We start from the raw sequence: 16,313 nt of genomic DNA, 5'->3' as shown, positions 1-16,313 counted from the left end.
GTATGCAGGAGTTGTGGTCGCAGCGTGCCGACGCTGCGGAGGGGGCCGTCGTCGCACGGCACATGCGTCGGCTGTGGGGACTGCCCGGTACGGCGCTCGGAGTCGTCGCGTGGCCGCCCGTCAAGCATGAGCGTGCCTTCCTGCGCTGGCACTACTGGTGGCAGGCACACCTGCTCGACTGCGCAGTGGATGCCGCCGACCGCGAACTCACCACAAAACGTCGACGACGCCTGACGAAAATCACCCGCGCGCACCGCACCCGAAACCTCACCGGCTGGACCAACAACTACTACGACGACATGGCCTGGCTCGGGTTGGCTCTCGAACGTGCGCAGCGTCAGCACTTCGTCGGAAACCGCAGCGGCATCCAGCAGATCGAGATGGAACTGTTCGACGCCTGGGCTCCGGCCGAAGGCGGCGGCATCCCGTGGCGCAAGAAATCCGACTTCTACAACGCGCCGGCCAACGGCCCGGCCGCGATCATGCTCGCCCGCACCGGTCGGCTCTGGCGGGCCCAGGAGATGTCGGACTGGATGGACCGCACCCTGCGTGACTCGCGCACCGGATTGATCCTCGACGGCATGCATTCCACCCGCGCCCTCGTCGACGCGGGCAAGTCCGGCGAGGTCGAACGCGCGATCTACAGCTACTGCCAGGGCGTCGCACTCGGCCTGGAAACCGAACTCGCACTCCGTCTCGGCGAGCCGAGGCACGCGCAGCGTGTCCACGCGCTGGTCGACGCCGTCGAGAACCACCTCACCCGCAACCTCGTCATCACCGGCGGCGGCGGGGGAGACGGGGGCCTGTTCAACCCGATCCTCGCGCGCTACCTCGCGTTGGTGGCCACCGAACTACCCGGCGACACCGACGCCGACGACCGTGCACGAGAGGTTGCGGCCGCAATCGTCCTCGCCTCGGCCGAGGCCGCATGGGAGAACAGACTCGAAGTGGAGGACAACCCACTGTTCGGTGCCGACTGGACCCGCGAAGCACGATTCCCGGGGCAGGGCCTGCACATCGCCACCTTCGCCGAGGGAACGGTCCGACCGTCCGAGGTGCCCGAACGCGACCTGTCCGTGCAACTCGGTGGCTGGATGCTCATGGAAGCGGCCTACCGCGTCTGCGCTGCTGGATTCTAGGTCGTTCCGCAGGCTGCACTCCCGCGGATTCTAGGTCGTTCCGCAGGCTGCACTCCCGCCGGTTTTCAGGTCGTTCCGGGTCCTACTCGACAACCTCGTCGACGACGATCGTCTCTTCGGGACGCGCCATTTCCTTGCGGTATTGCCAGATGCCCAGACCCGTTCCGACGACCAGCAGCACGATCATGCTGATCAGCACCGCGGGCATCAGCCACGGGATGCGTTGGATGAACGAGCCGAAGTAGAAGCCGACGAGCAACAGCACCGGTGCCCAGATGATCGCGCCCAGAGTGCTGGCGATGGTGTAGCGACGGTGATCCATCTTCGCCGCCCCGGCGACCATCGGGCACAGCGTGCGCACCCACGGGATCCAACGCGCGACGAGAACCGCCCAGAATCCGTGCTTTTCCAGCAGCAGATTGACCTTGTGCAGGTTCTTGGTGTTGAGGTACTTGCCGTTCTTGCGGGCCACCAGCGTCGAACCGGTTCGGTGGCCGATCATGTATCCCACCTGGTTGCCCGCGATCGCCGCGACCATCGCACCGACCGAGAGAGCCCAGATGTGGCCGGTGCCCGACGCGTGCGTCGCCATGACGATGCCCGCAGTGATCAGCATCGAGTCACCGGGTAGGAACAGGCCGATGATCACCGCGCATTCGATGAACACGAATGCCATCACGATCACCCACACGACCAGCGGACCCGCCGACTGCAGCGGTCCGAAACTGCCGACGGCCTCGGTGGACACGGTCTGCAGTGCGGTGGCGGTCAATGCTGTGGCGCTCAGTGACACGGGCTCGATCGCTTTCGGAATTTCTCGATCAGGACTTGGAGTCCGGGGCGTCGGCTTCGATCGCGTCTGCTGCTTCCCCGAGTGGAGTCTTGCGGGCCTTGATCATGCGCTTGCCGACCTCGATCACGATGGGCAGTACGGACACGGCGACGATCAGCAGGAAGATGATGTCGACGTGGTCGCGGATGAACGCGATCTGTCCGAGCAGGTACCCCAGAACCGTGACACCCGCGCCCCACAGGATGCCGCCGACGACGTTGTACGTCAGGAACAGCGAGTACTTCATGTGCGACGCACCGGCGACGACCGGCGCGAACGTCCGCACGATGGGTACGAATCTCGCCAGGATGATCGTGATCGGGCCGTGCTTCTCGAAGAAGACGTGCGACTCGTCGATGTACTTCTTCTTGAAGAATCGGGCGTCGTTCGTCTTGAAGAGGGCGGCACCACCCTTGGTGCCGATGAGGAAACCGACCTGGTCGCCGAGGATCGCCGCGATGGGAATCAGGATGACCAGCGTCCAGATGGACGCGAAGGGCTCGATCTCGGTGGACTTCGACGCCGCGATCAGGCCGGCTGTGAAGAGCAACGAGTCGCCGGGCAGCAGCGGGAACAGCAGGCCGGACTCGATGAACACCACCAGCAGCAGACCGATCAGGACCCAGTGACCGAAGGAATTGAGCAGGTTCACCGGATCGAGGAAACCGGGCAACAGGGCCAGATTCGTCGTCACCGATTCCGAAGCAGCAAGAAGACTCACCGCGCCCACACTACCGGCCGAAACCGGCAACTCCTGAACAGTCGGTGTCGGCCGACCGTGAACTCGATGGCCTGTTCGGCACCCCTCGACGGACAACCACCCGGGAGGGACGTGAGCGGGTACGCACGACACCGAGCCCGGAGGTTGCCATACTGCACAGGACACAATCGAACTTTCAATGGAGGAATGACGCCGTGCCTATCGCAACTCCCGAGTTCTACGCCGAGATGCTGGGCCGGGCGAAGGAACACAAGTTCGCCTTCCCGGCAATCAACTGTGTGGGTTCCGAGTCCATCAACGCCGCCATCAAAGGCTTCGCCGACGCGGGTAGCGACGGCATCATCCAGTTCTCGACCGGCGGCGCAGAATTCGGCTCCGGCCTGGGTGTGAAGAGCATGGTCACCGGCGCTGTCGCTCTCGCCGAGTTCGCCCACGTCGTGGCCGCCGAATACGACGTCACGATCGCGCTGCACACCGACCACTGCCCCAAGGACAAGCTGGACACCTACGTGCGTCCGCTGCTCGCGATCTCGCAGGAGCGCGTCGACGCCGGCAAGAACCCGCTGTTCCAGTCGCACATGTGGGACGGATCGGCCGTGCCGATCGACGAGAACCTGGAGATCGCGAAGGATCTGCTGGCCCGCGCTGCGGCCGCGAAGATCATCCTGGAGATCGAAATCGGTGTCGTCGGCGGCGAGGAAGACGGCGTCGAGGCAGAAATCAACGACAAGCTGTACACGTCGAACGAGGACTTCCTCAAGACCGTCGAGGCACTCGGTGCCGGAGACGCCGGCTCGCGCTACCTGCTGGCGGCGACGTTCGGCAACGTGCACGGCGTCTACAAGCCGGGCAACGTCAAGCTCAAGCCGTCCGTTCTCGCCGACGGTCAGCGTGTGGCCAGCGAGAAGCTCGGCCTGGCATCGGGCTCGAAGCCGTTCGACTTCGTCTTCCACGGCGGATCGGGCTCGGCGAAGAGCGAAATCGAAGAGGCGCTCGAGTACGGAACGGTGAAGATGAACGTCGACACCGATACCCAGTACGCATTCAGCCGCCCGATCGCCGGACACTTCTTCTCCAACTACGACGGTGTGCTCAAGATCGACGGCGAGGTGGGCAACAAGAAGGCCTACGACCCGCGCAGCTACCTCAAGAAGGCAGAAGCCGGAATGACGGCCCGTGTGATCGAGGCCTGCAACGACCTGAAGTCGGCCGGACGCAGCGTCAGCGCCGGATAAGCGGCCGCACCCCATGTGAGCGGAACCTCGTAGTGGGCTACGAAGTTCCACTCACATGGGTACTCAGCTGCACACCTTCCACTGATCGCCGTCGAGGCTCAGGTCGAAGGTGCGCGGCGAACGATCGTTCGGGTTGGCGTCCGTGTGGGCGATGACCTGGGCGATCGCCGTGGAGTCGTCGGTGACCTGGATGGCGTCGATGCTGTCGACGGTCGGGATGTTGCCCTGCTCCACGGACACCCGATGCACGTCGGCGAACTCCGCGTCCGGGATGTCGCGATAGAACGTCGCCAGGTCTCCGCAGGACGTGCTGCGCAGCGTGGCCAGATCCCCGGCGGCCAGCGCCCTGGTGAACGACTCGACCGTCGTGCGAATCTGCGCTTCCGGGGAGTCTTCGACGTTCGTGCGGTCGATCAGCAGGTACGCACCGGCGGCCACTGCCGCGATCACGACTACCGCGGCCACCAGAGCCGCCCACCACTTCTTGTGACTCGGTTTGTTCGGTTCCGCAGCCGGCGGTCCGACGCGGCGTGGTCCGACCTGCTGCGGCCGAGCTTTCTGCGGTTCGATCTTTCTGGGCGCGATCTTTTGGGCCGCAATCTTCTGGGGCTCGGCTTTTCGAGGCGCAGCTACCGGCGAATCGGCTGCAGGTGCAGCGATCTTCTCGGTGGAGGCGTCCGTCGATTCGTCGGCCGGCTTCTTCTTGTTCAGGTCGATCTTGGTCGTGTCGGCCTCGGGGGTCGCATTGTTCTTCTCGTCCGGCATGCGTTCTCCCTCGTTCACCGAATTCCTCGAAAGCTGTAAGTCCGAAATTTCGTCAGCTGGCAGCCTATCGACCGCGTGTGCAGCGCAGCGTGAGCGCCGCCGGGGGTGTTCGGACACGATTGGGTGACGTAGGGGCACAATGAGCGCCATGACTTCTTTCGGTGATCTGCTCGGACCTCAACCAACGCTGTTGCCCGGCGACGACGAGGCCGAATCCGCACTGCTGAATCACGAGGCTCCCGAGACGGTTGCTGCGGCACATCCGACGGCGTCGATCGCGTGGGCGTATCTCGCCGAGGCCGCTCTCGAATCGGGTGCCACCATCACCGCGTACGCCTATGCGCGTACCGGTTATCACCGAGGTCTGGACCAGTTGCGTCGTAACGGATGGAAGGGATTCGGGCCGGTCCCGTACAGCCATGAGCCCAACCGCGGATTCCTCCGATGCGTCGCAGTCCTCGCCAAAGCCGCCCGCGACATCGGCGAGCACGACGAGTACGCCCGCTGCCTCGACCTCCTCGAAGACTGTGACCCCAAAGCAGCGGAAGCGCTCGGCCTGGGCTGATCGTGCCCGCGCGAGCCGGGCGCGTGGCCGAACCCGGATGAAGGCGGGCACCGAGCGGCTGCGGTTGTCGCTGTTGCCCATCGTGCAGTGCGCGTTGGCGGCCGGGGTCGCGTGGTTCGTCGCTACGGATCTCGTCGGTCACGAACGTCCGTTCTTCGCGCCCATTGCGGCCGTCGTCTCGCTCGGTGTGTCCCTCGGGGCGCGGTTGCGCCGATCGGCCGAGCTGGTGGCCGGCGTGACGGTCGGCATCGGCGTCGGCGATCTGTTGATCTCCCTGATCGGCAGTGGGCCATGGCAGATCGCGCTGGTGGTCGTGTTGGCGATGTCGGCCGCGGTGTTCCTCGACGGCGGCCCCATCATCGCCATGCAGGCCGGATCGTCCGCGGTGCTGGTGGCGACCCTCATTCCGCCCGGCAACATGGGTGGCCCCAACCGCATGGTCGACGCGTTGGTCGGTGGTCTGGTGGGCATCGCGATCGTGGCGTTGATTCCGACGCATCCGGTGTGGCGGGCGCGTAAGGATGCGGCGAACGTGTTGGCGACGGCGGCGAGTGTGTTGCAGAAAGTGGCCGACGGGTTAGTGGCGAACGACCCGAAGCCCATCGAGGATGCGTTGCGCAAGGCTCGGGCGACGCAGTCCGGCATCGACGCTCTGCGAACCGATCTCAAGGGCGGCCGGGAGATCGCGCGCATTTCTCCGATGTACTGGAATCATCGCACTCGGTTGGCGGCCCTGGCGGCGACAGCCGACCCCATCGACAACGCTGTTCGCAATATTCGGGTGCTGGCACGGCGGTCGTTGACCTTGGTGCGCGACGACGAAATTCTGGACCCGCGGGTGGTCGACGAGGTGGAGAAGCTGGCGCACGCGGTGGAAGTCCTACGCCAGATGATTCTCGCCGATCCGGGGCAGAAGCCGGATGCGGCGGAGGCCGCGCGGGTGTTGCGGTCGGTCGCTGCCGGAGCGAAGCCGGAACTGATCTCGAACGCCGGGTTGTCGGCGACGGTGGTGCTCGCTCAGTTGCGGTCGATCATCGTCGATCTGTTGCAGGTCGCCGGGCTCAAGCGCATCTCTGCGTTGGCGACTCTGCCGCCGACGGTCAAGCATCCGCACGTCCCGCCGGAGTTGTGACCCGAGCACACCGTTGCATATATGCGTATGTACGCATATGGTGACTGCCTGAAGTCGTTGCAGTCACGAGGGGGAGTCATGGGCGCGGGTCACGGACACAGCCACGGCGTGGGTGGTCATTCGCCCGACGGCGCGGGACCGCCCAGATCTCGGGTTCGCAAGATGATCGTGGCGTTGGCCGTTCTGGTGGTGTTCCTGGTGGTCGAACTGACCGTGGCGCTGGCCATCGGCTCGCTCGGTCTGCTGGCCGATGCCGGCCACATGCTCACCGACGTACTCGGAATGTCGATGGGCTTGATCGCTCTCGTCCTTGCGCGGAAGGGAAGTGCCGCAGCGGCAAGGACATTCGGTTGGCACCGTGCCGAGGTGCTCACCGCAATCGCGAATGCTGTTCTGCTGCTGGGCGTTGCGGCGTTCATCATGTACGAGGCGATATCTCGCATCGGCGATGCGCCCGAGATCCCCGGTCTTCCGTTGATTCTCACCGCAGCGGCCGGTCTTGCCGCGAACATCGTCGTCATGATGCTCATCCGCGGCGATGCGAAGGACTCTCTCGCCGTTCGCGGTGCCTACATGGAGGTGCTGGCCGACGCCGTCGGCAGCGTCGGTGTGTTGGTGGGCGGTGTGCTCATGCTGGTGTTCGGGTGGACCTGGGTCGACATCGTCGTCGGCGTGCTCATCTCGCTGTGGGTGGTTCCGCGTGCGATCAAGCTCGCCGGGTCGGCACTGCGCATCCTCACTCAGGCGAGTCCTGCCGACGTCGACGTGGACGCGTTGACCGGAGATCTGAGCGCCCTTCCCGGAGTGACGGGAGTGCACGACTTGCATGTGTGGACCCTGACCACCGGAATGGACGTGGCCACGGTGCATCTGGAATGCGAGGGGTCGTCGTCGATGGTGCTCGATCGAGCGCGCTCGCTGCTGTCGACCTACGGACTCGACCATGCCACCGTGCAGGTCGAGCCGACCGCACACGGCCGAACCTGCAAGGAAGAGCTCACCTGGTGACGGTGCGTACCTCGGTTCCCGGACGCCAGATGTCGATCTGCATGTGATCGTCCACCAGTGACGTCAGTACCACTTCGCCAATGTCGAGATCGAACACGTGGTACGGCACGAGTTCGCCGGGAGCCGCGTCGAATATCGGTTGCAGCACAGCGGGATCGGTGATCTCTGCGGCGATTCCGCTGATCTTTGCATCGCCGCCCTCCATCGAGTGGTGGCCGGGATTGCTGTGCAGTGCGAACCGGCCGTCGCGCTGTAGATCTCGCGCTTTGGCGGCACCGAGCATCGATCCGAGTCGCAGCACCCCGGTGTCCACGAACTCCACCTCGGTTCCACTGACGCGCGGTGAGCCGTCTGCCCGTAGTGTCGCGAGAACATGGTGCTTGTGCGCGGTGAATCGGGCCCGCACCGCGGACGCGAGAGTCGGAGCCGCTGCCGAGAATTCGTTCCACGTCGTCATGCGCACATTATGCGATCGACCACCGACAGTGTTGGGCAGGAATGCACGGAACCTGCCCGAACAGACGGAATCCCGCCGATCGCGTTCGATATCGTGCACTCTTTCCCGCTGGACCTGTCAGATCCAGAATCGCATCAGGTAGTTGCCGTTGCCGGCGAAGAACTCGGGGACCCCCGACAATCCGAACAGGGTGTAGATCGCTCCGAAGAAGGCGGCATTGACAGCCGGCACGAAAAGCAACGCAACGAGGACGAGAATCCCGTATCCCTTGAACTGGTTCAGCGACGCTCGGGTGGTGGGTGAGAGCGAGGGTTCGAGGGCTGCGTATCCGTCGAGTCCGGGCACCGGGATCAGGTTGAGGATCGTGGCCATGATCTGCAGAAACGCCAGAAAGCTGAGCCCGTACCAGAAGGCGGCGTTGGTGCCGTCGGTACCGAACAGCCTGATGACCACCAGAAGTGCCACGGCCACAACTGCATTGGCGAACGGGCCGGCCAGTGCGATGCGCCGCTGGGGCGACGCCGAGAACTGTCTGGTACGCAGGTAGACGGCGCCGCCCGGCAGGCCGATCCCGCCGATCGCGATGAACACCACCGGGAGAACGATGGACAGCAGCGGGTGGGTGTACTTCAGCGGGTTCAGGGTCAGGTAGCCGCGGAGCTCGACTTCGCGATCACCGGCTCGAAACGCGGTGTAGGCGTGGCCGAATTCGTGCAGGCACACCGACGCGATCCACCCGGCGAGAACAAGCACGAACACTCCGATGCGCGCGGCGACGGACGTGACGTCGTCCGCCGTCCAGGCAAGGGCACCACCGATTCCGGCGACGGCGAGCACCGCGACGAAGATCGGGCTCGGCAGTACGGGACTGCGCCGCACCGGAACGGTCATCGGACCAGCAACCACTCCTGATGGTGGCGGTAGAAGGTCGACCGCTTCACCGCCTTGCCGCCGGCGATACCGTCGCGCGTCAGTTCGGCGGCGGGGGAGCCGAGTTGCATGGCGCGGCCGCTGACCCAGCGGCGCGGCAGAAATCGGCGACGGCCGACGACGCGTGCGCGGAGGCCGGGCATGTCCGCGGTGGGAGCCACCTCGACTCCGGGCACGACGCCGGAGAACAACCGGGTGTCGTCGACGTAGGCCTCGCCTTCGAGGTCGGTTCCGTCGGCACCGCCGAGCAGAGCCCTCCCGACGACGGCCTTGCCTGCATCGTCGCGGATGAGGGGTGTGCTCGACGCCGTACCCGTCAGGGCGACCTTGGCGGCACGTGACCCGGTGCCCAGCTTGTAGATGTGCGCGGCGTCGGTTGCGTTCTCCGGCACGAACGCGACCTCGACGTGCAGCCGTTCGGTGCGCATCAGGCGCGTCAGCAGCGCGGCGAGGGACGCATCGTCGCCCAGGACGATGATGCGTGGCTCGGGGGCGGATTCGATGTCGGAGAAGATCGCGCTGCAGTCGTCGTCGGTCGGTACTGCGTCGGCGTTGCGCAGTGGGACGTCGGTCAGCGTGATCGGCAGCAGCGGGTTGCCGCACTGCAGAACGAACGGTGTCACGGCGCTCCTAGATCTTCCGATGAATCCTCGTCACGACCATAGTGCCCTCGTTCGGCGTCGACCGTAGCGGCATGCGGGCCAGCTCACCGCCTCGGCTAGACTGTTCCCCCGGCCACTGTCGCGCCTGCGACGAATGGTGACTGCTGCATTCGCTCGAGTACATCTGCAGCACGTCCTTGCACGAAAGCAACGTAGGAGAGCACATGCCGGCGATAGTCCTGATCGGCGCCCAGTGGGGCGACGAAGGCAAAGGCAAAGCCACCGACCTGTTCGGCGAACGACTTCAGTGGGTGGTTCGCTACCAAGGCGGCAACAACGCCGGCCACACCGTCGTTCTTCCCAACGGAGACAAGTTCGCACTACACCTGATCCCGTCGGGAATTCTCACGCCGGGCGTCAAGAACGTCATCGGTAACGGTGTCGTCGTCGATCCGGGTGTGCTGCTCACCGAGCTCGATGGCCTCGAGAAGCGCGATGTCGATACGTCGAATCTGCTGCTCAGCGCCGATGCGCACCTGATCATGCCGTACCACGTGGCCATCGACAAGGTCACCGAGCGGTTCCTCGGTGCCAAGAAGATCGGCACCACCGGGCGCGGCATCGGCCCGTGCTACCAGGACAAGCTCGCCCGCGTCGGTGTGCGTGCGGCGGATGTGCTCGACGAGAAGATCCTGACCCAAAAGGTCGAGGCCGCACTGGAATTCAAGAACCAGGTGCTCTCGAAGATCTACAACCGCCGGGCGCTGGATCCACAGCAGGTCGTCGACGAGGTGCTCGAGCAGGCCGAGGGATTCAAGCACCGCATCACCGATACGCGCCTGCAGCTCAACCTCGCGCTCGAGCGCGGCGACACGATTCTGCTCGAGGGATCGCAGGGCACGTTGCTCGACGTCGACCACGGCACCTATCCGTACGTGACGTCGTCGAACCCGACGGCAGGCGGCGCGTCCGTCGGCTCGGGCATCGGCCCGAACAAGATCACCACGGTGCTCGGCATCCTCAAGGCGTACACGACGCGTGTGGGATCCGGTCCGTTCCCGACCGAGCTGTTCGACAACCATGGTGAGTACCTGGCCAAGCAGGGCGGCGAGGTGGGCGTCACCACCGGTCGCGCCCGACGTACGGGCTGGTTCGACGCGGTCATCGCTCGGTACGCCACCCGCGTCAACGGCATCACCGACTACTTCCTGACCAAGCTCGACGTGCTCTCCAGCCTGGACACCGTGCCCATCTGCGTCGCCTACGACGTCGACGGCGTCCGTCACGACGAAATGCCGATGACGCAGACCGGTTTCCACCATGCGAAGCCGATCTACGAAGAGATGCCCGGTTGGTGGGAAGACATCTCCGGTGCCCGGACATTCGAGGAACTGCCGATCAACGCGCAGAACTACGTCCTGCGTCTCGAGGAACTGTCGGGTGCGTACATGTCGTGCATCGGTGTGGGACCGGGCCGCGACGAAACCATCGTCCGTCGAGACATTCTGCGGTAGCCGAACCCGTTATCGAAAAGCCCCGAGGCGCACTGCCTCGGGGCTTTTTGCTGTATGAGGACGGACTGGACCTTTCACATCGGCTGTGGGTTGAAAACGAACTGTGGTTTTGCCAATTGCGCCGAAATGACTCTATCGACGGGTGGTCACTGCGAAACAGCCGTCGAACTGCCCCCAATTCGACCGATTACCGATGCGACTCTGCGTTACAGTCGATCTCGACTTGTAAACTCAGAGTACGAAACGAGCGGCCGAAAAAGCTCTTGGACTTTTACCCTCACTTGGGTAACAGGCCAGGTAGACGTGGCGAAACAATGAGCATCGCACCAATTGCGGAGGCCTCTTCGGATGGCCGACGATCCGATCGGATCACCCCCCTCGGCCCCGTGTGGCCACCGAAGAAAGTAGAACGAATGAACAAGGCAACCAAGGGCGCGCTCGCTGCCGCTGCCGCTGGCGTGCTCCTGCTCGGCGGTGCCGGGTCCTACGCGCTCTGGAGTGATAGCGAAACCGTCGACGGTGGCACCGTGACTGCAGGTATTCTCGACATCGCTCCCGGTACCAGTACGGGATGGAGAGACATTTCGGCGGGTGCGCCTGGCACCCCGATCCCATCGATCGCCAGCTTCCGTATGGTACCCGGCGACATCCTGCAGTACGACGCAACATTCGTAGTCACCGCCACCGGTAACAATCTGACCGCGACGTTGACGGCTGATCCCCTGACCGCAGTGAGGTACGACGGCACTTCCGGATTGACTGCTGTCAATGCTCCGGTCGTGGTTACCAACTCGACCGGATCCAACACAATTACCTCCGCTCAGGCCGGACAGACGATCACGGTGTCGGCGAAGGTCACCTTCGATAGGGAAACCGCCAATCAGGTCGGTCAGAACGGCACTATCAATTTGTCGACGTTCAAGCTGAATCTTCAGCAGACACGTCCGTAGTCATTTCGGTTCGTGTCGAAACTCAGACCGAGAGTCAAGACAATGTGGCTCGGTATTGCGGTTGCGTCGGTGGCTGTCCTGGCCTTTGGGTCAGTGCAGACTACCGGCGCACTGTGGCGCGACCAAGAGACGATGAACGCGGGGTCGGTCAAAGCGGGCACGTTGACTCTCTTTGCGGGTGGAGATTCGACTACGACCTCCCAGGTTTTCCAGTTCGACAACCTCGCCAAAACTTTGATTGCACCCGGTGAATTCGGCCAGGGTGCGATGGTGTTGAGGAACGGTGGCAACGTCCCGCTGCGGTTCAGAGTGAGCAGGATTGGATTGACGCCGGCTACGGTGGCGCCGGCCACGCCGGTGCAAGTCGCCGTAGACGTCCGGATCGGCACGACTGTTGCTGCTTGCACGACGACCAGTGCGCCGTCGGGCCCGTCCGTAGTCAGCGTTTCCGCGAGCACGTCGTCGCCTGCAATCGTCCCCGTCGGAACGCCGATCTTGGAGCAGACCATTCAGGCCAATCAGGCAGTGGTGCTGTGTGTGCGGTCGACGTTGGTGTCCGCCTCGACGTCAGTGTCGTCGTCGTACAGACATGAATTCACCATTGTTGGAGAGCAGGTGCAAAAGTAATGACGACCGCTGAGCAGACCAGCGAGAAGACCGGGCTCCGCTGGTGGATCGTCAACGTTATGTCCTTGCTTCTCTTGTTCTGTGTGGTGGCGATCCTCCTTGCAGCCGTGGTTGTGCCGAAGGTCAGCGGATCGCAGGCATACACAGTTCTGACCTCATCGATGGAACCGACGTATCCACCTGGAACCTTGATCGTCGTCAAGCCGGGCGACGTGCAGTCGATGGGCATCGGCGAACCCGTCACATACCAAATTGCGTCCGGACTGCCCGAAGTGATAACGCACAGGATCGTCGCCGTCGGTTTCGACGCAGAAAACAGGCGGGTTTACACAACGCAGGGCGACAATAATCCGCGTCCTGATGAGAGCCCGGTCAAGCCCGAGCAAATCCGCGGAAGTGTTTGGTACAGCATTCCGTACCTCGGGTACGTGAATAATTGGATTACCGGTGAGCGCCGAACGACCGCCGTATACGTGATTGCGGGCGGCTTGGTTGCATTCGCGCTCTATCAGTTTGCGAGCGCAGGGATCGACCGGTCGCGGCGAAAGCTGCAGTCGTGAGCTTTCTCGGTCCGGTGTTCAACGTCCTGTCCAGTACTCGCGTTCGTGCGCTTCTGTCGCTCGGGATGGTTCTGGGCCTCGGTGCCGTGGGCACTCTTGCCGCGTGGTCGTCGACTGTAGTTGCGACGTCAGGTCAGTTCACAACCGGAACTGTCGACATAACCATCAACAACTCGAACGATCCGGTGACTTACGCGTCTGCACCGCTGACCGGGTTGTTTCCCGGTTCGATTACCTCAGGGGCATTCACTGTCCGCAACGTCGGGTCGACAAATTTCTCGTACTCCGTCGCTGTTACCGGGACTGGTCTCGGCGCATTTTTCGATGTAACTGTCAGGAAGGACGGAAGTGTGACTGCGCCGTGCACTGACGGCACTGCAGTCACGCCATCACTCGCCCCTTTGCCCGCGAATCTACAGATTGCTCCTGTGGCAGCACCCCTGGCCGCCACAAGCGGAGTTCAAGTTCTGTGCGTAAGTCTGCGACTGTCGCCGGATGCCCCTGCTAGCGCGCAGAGCTCGACGGGGAACGTCAGCCTTCTCTTTACTGCGACGGGGGCTTGATGGCCAAGTCGAGACAAATGATAAGGGAATCCGCGCTCAATATCGGTGCGCTCTTAGGCGTTATTTGCTTCGTCTTCGCTGTGTGCGCTGTCTTCTTCGGCATCACACCGCTGATATTCCGTTCCGGGTCGATGAGCCCCGCCATTGATACGGGATCTTTGGCCTTGGCGCGTACCGTACCGGCGTCTTCGCTGACGGTCGGCGATATCGTGAGCATCAACCGTACGGATGGATCGCGTATTACGCACCGAGTCAACAAGATTCAGGGTTTTACCGGAAACTCTGTGTCGGTCCTCCTCAAAGGTGACGCAAATGCGGACGTCGATGCCGACAGTTATGCAATTACCGAAGCCGATCGAGTTTTCGCGCATGTGCCTTTTGGCGGCTATGTAGCAACGTGGACCACCACGCCGTTCGCCTGGGTGCTCGGCGCTGGACTTGCAGCATTCTTATTGTATGTCGCATGGCGTCCGGAGCCGAGTGCGTCACGTACGCCGAGCGGCAGGCACTCGTTGTCCACCGGGATTGCACTTGTTGCTGCTGGTGCGACCGCTCTGGGAATGGGGTATGCGCATCCTGACATGACTGAGGCTGCTCTATCGGACACTGCCACGGTTCGGCCGGGGCCGCTAGCAGCCGGTACCTTACCCAACCCGACAGGACTGGTTTGCTCGGGCGGTGGGACGTTGGCAAGATCGGTGACTTTGACCATCGGCCGTCCCGTGGCTCCGGTCACCGGGTTTCAGGTGGTAGTTCGGAATGCTGCAGGTACAACTTCCACGGCCCCGATGGCTTTCACGGTGCCGCAGACCGGTAGCGCCACCGCGGTGGTGACTTCCGGACTTCTCGGGGCATTGTTGGGCGGAACTTCGTATGCAGACGTTCGATCGACTGCTGGGCAGTGGGTCTCGCCCGGGAAACAGACCCAGACAATCACCTCTTTTCTAGGTGTGAATTGCAACGGCAGCGCCACCGCGTCGGCTAGCAGGCAAGCTGTGCCGATACCGTCGCCGACGATCGATAGTTCGGTGGCTAACACGACCTCGCCCGAGATCGCGGCATCGACCACGACAGCGACCACGACACCGACCACGACGGTTGCGCCTCCGAAAGCTACGGAAGTGCCACCAATGACGACGACGTCGGCACCGACCGTCCCCACCGAACCGGTCGTTCCCGCACCGATTGTCCCTGAACCAGTCGAGCCCGGACTTGCCGTCCCTGAGACGCCGGCGCTTCCGCCAGCCCCTCCAGCAAGCGCATTTGTCTCACCCGGTTCGCCGAAATCCTCGGGTGAGTACACAGCGAGTGTCGCACAAGGTGTGCTGGCAATAACCGATCCCGCGGAGGTGATCGTGTACGAATACCCAGTGTCGTCGAGTGAGCGTTACGGTACAGGGGCAGTGTGGTCCTCCAACGGCAGCTTGTACATCCTCTCGGAGAAATCTGCTCCGGTGCAGTTGGCTCCGTCAGGTGATGGCACGTTTGTTTCGAGTACGAGATCGACCGCTGACTTACCGTCGGACATCGCCGCGTTGCTTTAGCCCCGATCCACCGACGTCATCCCGCTGGGCTTCGTGTGCCGGCCTCTTGCCACGGTTCCGGCGGCGGGTTGCAGGTGGTGCTGATCGCTCCGCTGTACCTACGCCGAGTCCGCGCCTCATGATGCCGAGGGCATGTGCGCGAAAGGTCCGTCGGTCAGACCCGACAGCAAGGTCTCGATGATCGCGTATGACCGGAGGTCCATTGCGGAGGACCTGCTTACCCGCGATTTGGAGCGATCGTAGGGGGCGCGCCTCGTTCGGCGTGTACGTAGACCGGCCGCAGGCGCGAGTCGATGTCGACTGCGCCTGGTCTCGAACGGTGGTCGACCCCGCAGCGACGGATGAGGTCCCCGCCGAGATTCTCGCCCTTCTCCAATAGCGGAGACGTCACATATATCTCCGAATCGAAGTGCGCGTCCACGAAACGGGTGGATAATCGAGGGCAAGTAAAGCGACGGAGGGCCGGTCGATGACTGAAAATTACAATGGCTTGGAAGTTTTCAGCTACCAATTCGATCGGTTTGCTTACGAACACTCGTGGATCGGGGCGCAGACTGGCGAATTCATGCTCGGTCCTCAGGGTGGCGGCATGTTGGAGTTCACCCACGCGATGGTGTTCGCTCTCCCCGAGGGTGGTGCGCACGAAGTACACGGACCAATCTTGGAGTGGTACCTCTCGCACGGCGGACCCTATGGCGCACTTGGCTATCCGATCAGCAACGAGCGCCCGACGCCCACCGGTTCCGGACGCTACAACCTGTTCCAGCGGGGAGCGATCGGCTGGCTACCGGATACGGGCGCATTCACCATCGGCGGTAGAGAAGAGGATTCTGATGTCAGTCCGGGTCCCGACGCCGCGACGGTCTCCGTTGTCGACGCCTCGATGTCTTCGGTCGGCATATCTGGCTGACAAAGCCAACTTCAGTCCTGTTTTTCATCTATTTATTCGGTCGAGAGTATCTTTAGCGATTACCGATGAATTCAGAACAGCGTCGGCTCGTCGAATCCGGTGACGCCTTCGATGCCGAGAATTCGTTGTTTCGTATTCGCCCCGCCGGGAGCGGAGAAGCCGCCTCATATGGAGGTCGGCCTGTCAACGACGGCATGGTGAAGCGGTGGCACGCACCGTCGTGTGTGCCACCGCTTCCTGTTGCCGGGATGGTGATCGA

General features: G+C 63.2%; 19 protein-coding genes. 13 read left to right on the top strand and 6 right to left on the bottom strand.

Annotated elements, in window-relative coordinates:
• Nucleotides 1-2: 2 nt before the first annotated feature.
• Nucleotides 3-1,139: a glycoside hydrolase family 76 protein gene (locus tag AB0O58_RS24040; protein WP_032373679.1), complete on the top strand. Its 1,137-nt coding sequence runs from the start codon at nucleotides 3-5 to the stop codon at nucleotides 1,137-1,139.
• 82 nt (nucleotides 1,140-1,221) lie between these two features.
• Here AB0O58_RS24040 and AB0O58_RS24035 read toward each other — a convergent pair whose 3' ends face one another.
• Entirely contained in the window at nucleotides 1,222-1,887 is a 666-nt protein-coding gene (locus AB0O58_RS24035; protein ID WP_027494304.1) for a DedA family protein, read from the bottom strand.
• A 73-nt stretch (nucleotides 1,888-1,960) separates the two neighbouring features.
• A complete protein-coding gene (locus AB0O58_RS24030) occupies nucleotides 1,961-2,692 on the bottom strand; it encodes a VTT domain-containing protein (protein WP_027494303.1) in 732 nt (243 codons plus the stop codon).
• A gap of 194 nt (nucleotides 2,693-2,886) precedes the next feature.
• On the opposite strand from AB0O58_RS24030, the gene fbaA reads away from it, so the two are divergent.
• Nucleotides 2,887-3,927 carry a class II fructose-bisphosphate aldolase gene (fbaA, locus tag AB0O58_RS24025; protein WP_366238879.1) on the top strand — a complete coding sequence of 347 codons (1,041 nt, stop codon included), beginning with the start codon at nucleotides 2,887-2,889 and terminating at the stop codon, nucleotides 3,925-3,927.
• A 63-nt stretch (nucleotides 3,928-3,990) separates the two neighbouring features.
• On the opposite strand, the gene AB0O58_RS24020 is transcribed toward fbaA, so the two are convergent.
• A complete protein-coding gene (locus AB0O58_RS24020; protein ID WP_045841401.1) occupies nucleotides 3,991-4,692 on the bottom strand; it encodes a hypothetical protein in 702 nt (233 codons plus the stop codon).
• 148 nt (nucleotides 4,693-4,840) lie between these two features.
• Here AB0O58_RS24020 and AB0O58_RS24015 point away from each other — a divergent pair, with 148 nt between their 5' ends.
• The 3 genes from AB0O58_RS24015 (at nucleotide 4,841) to AB0O58_RS24005 (ending at nucleotide 7,397) form a co-directional block, all read left to right on the top strand.
• The gene (locus tag AB0O58_RS24015; RefSeq protein WP_027494301.1) at nucleotides 4,841-5,257 is read left to right on the top strand and encodes a DUF3151 domain-containing protein; all 417 of its coding nucleotides are present in this window, start codon (nucleotides 4,841-4,843) and stop codon (nucleotides 5,255-5,257) included.
• A gap of 37 nt (nucleotides 5,258-5,294) precedes the next feature.
• Nucleotides 5,295-6,389 (top strand): FUSC family protein, encoded by a 1,095-nt coding sequence (locus AB0O58_RS24010; RefSeq protein WP_032371495.1) that lies wholly within the window; start codon nucleotides 5,295-5,297, stop codon nucleotides 6,387-6,389.
• A gap of 78 nt (nucleotides 6,390-6,467) precedes the next feature.
• Entirely contained in the window at nucleotides 6,468-7,397 is a 930-nt protein-coding gene (locus tag AB0O58_RS24005; protein WP_027494299.1) for a cation diffusion facilitator family transporter, read from the top strand.
• Here the strand turns inward: AB0O58_RS24005 and AB0O58_RS24000 are convergent.
• The 3 genes from AB0O58_RS24000 to AB0O58_RS23990 all read right to left on the bottom strand — a co-directional run bounded on the left by AB0O58_RS24000 (nucleotide 7,387) and on the right by AB0O58_RS23990 (nucleotide 9,407).
• Entirely contained in the window at nucleotides 7,387-7,854 is a 468-nt protein-coding gene (locus tag AB0O58_RS24000; protein ID WP_032382205.1) for a pyridoxamine 5'-phosphate oxidase family protein, read from the bottom strand. The two genes, AB0O58_RS24005 and AB0O58_RS24000, sit on opposite strands and share 11 nt — an antisense overlap.
• 117 nt (nucleotides 7,855-7,971) lie before the next feature.
• Nucleotides 7,972-8,745, bottom strand: coding sequence for a site-2 protease family protein (locus AB0O58_RS23995; protein ID WP_045841402.1), 774 nt, complete (start codon nucleotides 8,743-8,745; stop codon nucleotides 7,972-7,974).
• Nucleotides 8,742-9,407, bottom strand: a complete 666-nt coding sequence (locus tag AB0O58_RS23990) for a hypothetical protein (RefSeq protein WP_027494296.1) — start codon at nucleotides 9,405-9,407, stop codon at nucleotides 8,742-8,744. Before AB0O58_RS23990 ends, AB0O58_RS23995 begins: the two co-directional genes overlap by 4 nt.
• Nucleotides 9,408-9,610: 203 nt before the next feature.
• Here AB0O58_RS23990 and AB0O58_RS23985 point away from each other — a divergent pair, with 203 nt between their 5' ends.
• From AB0O58_RS23985 to AB0O58_RS23950, 8 genes are all read left to right on the top strand, one after another.
• Nucleotides 9,611-10,900: an adenylosuccinate synthase gene (locus tag AB0O58_RS23985; protein WP_027494295.1), complete on the top strand. Its 1,290-nt coding sequence runs from the start codon at nucleotides 9,611-9,613 to the stop codon at nucleotides 10,898-10,900.
• A gap of 413 nt (nucleotides 10,901-11,313) precedes the next feature.
• Nucleotides 11,314-11,850, top strand: coding sequence for an alternate-type signal peptide domain-containing protein (locus tag AB0O58_RS23980; protein WP_032371491.1), 537 nt, complete (start codon nucleotides 11,314-11,316; stop codon nucleotides 11,848-11,850).
• Nucleotides 11,851-11,892: 42 nt separating this feature from the next.
• Nucleotides 11,893-12,477, top strand: coding sequence for a hypothetical protein (locus AB0O58_RS23975; protein WP_032371490.1), 585 nt, complete (start codon nucleotides 11,893-11,895; stop codon nucleotides 12,475-12,477).
• Nucleotides 12,477-13,037: a signal peptidase I gene (locus tag AB0O58_RS23970; protein WP_032371489.1), complete on the top strand. Its 561-nt coding sequence runs from the start codon at nucleotides 12,477-12,479 to the stop codon at nucleotides 13,035-13,037. The genes AB0O58_RS23975 and AB0O58_RS23970 overlap by 1 nt, the downstream gene beginning before the upstream one ends.
• Entirely contained in the window at nucleotides 13,034-13,600 is a 567-nt protein-coding gene (locus AB0O58_RS23965) for a SipW-dependent-type signal peptide-containing protein (RefSeq protein WP_366238877.1), read from the top strand. The genes AB0O58_RS23970 and AB0O58_RS23965 overlap by 4 nt, the downstream gene beginning before the upstream one ends.
• The gene (locus AB0O58_RS23960) at nucleotides 13,600-15,144 is read left to right on the top strand and encodes a signal peptidase I (protein ID WP_366238876.1); all 1,545 of its coding nucleotides are present in this window, start codon (nucleotides 13,600-13,602) and stop codon (nucleotides 15,142-15,144) included. Before AB0O58_RS23965 ends, AB0O58_RS23960 begins: the two co-directional genes overlap by 1 nt.
• Before the next feature lie 565 nt (nucleotides 15,145-15,709).
• Entirely contained in the window at nucleotides 15,710-16,054 is a 345-nt protein-coding gene (locus AB0O58_RS23955; RefSeq protein ID WP_230593450.1) for a hypothetical protein, read from the top strand.
• A gap of 65 nt (nucleotides 16,055-16,119) precedes the next feature.
• A partial coding sequence (locus tag AB0O58_RS23950) for a hypothetical protein (protein WP_366238875.1) occupies nucleotides 16,120-16,313 on the top strand: 194 nt, incomplete at its 3' end.

It is taken from the genome of Rhodococcus sp. NPDC080181, from assembly GCF_040702225.1.
Classification (GTDB): Bacteria; Actinomycetota; Actinomycetes; order Mycobacteriales; family Mycobacteriaceae; genus Rhodococcoides; species Rhodococcoides fascians.
This window is presented reverse-complemented; position numbering and strand designations above follow the sequence as displayed.

Coding starts and splice junctions, on each gene's coding strand:
- AB0O58_RS24040 (WP_032373679.1), top strand. CDS start 3: ATGCAGGAGTTGTGGTCGCAGCGTGCCGACGCTGCGGAGGGGGCCGTC.
- AB0O58_RS24020 (WP_045841401.1), bottom strand. CDS start 4,692: ATGCCGGACGAGAAGAACAATGCGACCCCCGAGGCCGACACGACCAAG.
- AB0O58_RS24015 (WP_027494301.1), top strand. CDS start 4,841: ATGACTTCTTTCGGTGATCTGCTCGGACCTCAACCAACGCTGTTGCCC.
- AB0O58_RS24010 (WP_032371495.1), top strand. CDS start 5,295: ATGAAGGCGGGCACCGAGCGGCTGCGGTTGTCGCTGTTGCCCATCGTG.
- AB0O58_RS24005 (WP_027494299.1), top strand. CDS start 6,468: ATGGGCGCGGGTCACGGACACAGCCACGGCGTGGGTGGTCATTCGCCC.
- AB0O58_RS24000 (WP_032382205.1), bottom strand. CDS start 7,854: ATGACGACGTGGAACGAATTCTCGGCAGCGGCTCCGACTCTCGCGTCC.
- AB0O58_RS23995 (WP_045841402.1), bottom strand. CDS start 8,745: ATGACCGTTCCGGTGCGGCGCAGTCCCGTACTGCCGAGCCCGATCTTC.
- AB0O58_RS23985 (WP_027494295.1), top strand. CDS start 9,611: ATGCCGGCGATAGTCCTGATCGGCGCCCAGTGGGGCGACGAAGGCAAA.
- AB0O58_RS23980 (WP_032371491.1), top strand. CDS start 11,314: ATGAACAAGGCAACCAAGGGCGCGCTCGCTGCCGCTGCCGCTGGCGTG.
- AB0O58_RS23975 (WP_032371490.1), top strand. CDS start 11,893: ATGTGGCTCGGTATTGCGGTTGCGTCGGTGGCTGTCCTGGCCTTTGGG.
- AB0O58_RS23970 (WP_032371489.1), top strand. CDS start 12,477: ATGACGACCGCTGAGCAGACCAGCGAGAAGACCGGGCTCCGCTGGTGG.
- AB0O58_RS23960 (WP_366238876.1), top strand. CDS start 13,600: ATGGCCAAGTCGAGACAAATGATAAGGGAATCCGCGCTCAATATCGGT.
- AB0O58_RS23955 (WP_230593450.1), top strand. CDS start 15,710: ATGCTCGGTCCTCAGGGTGGCGGCATGTTGGAGTTCACCCACGCGATG.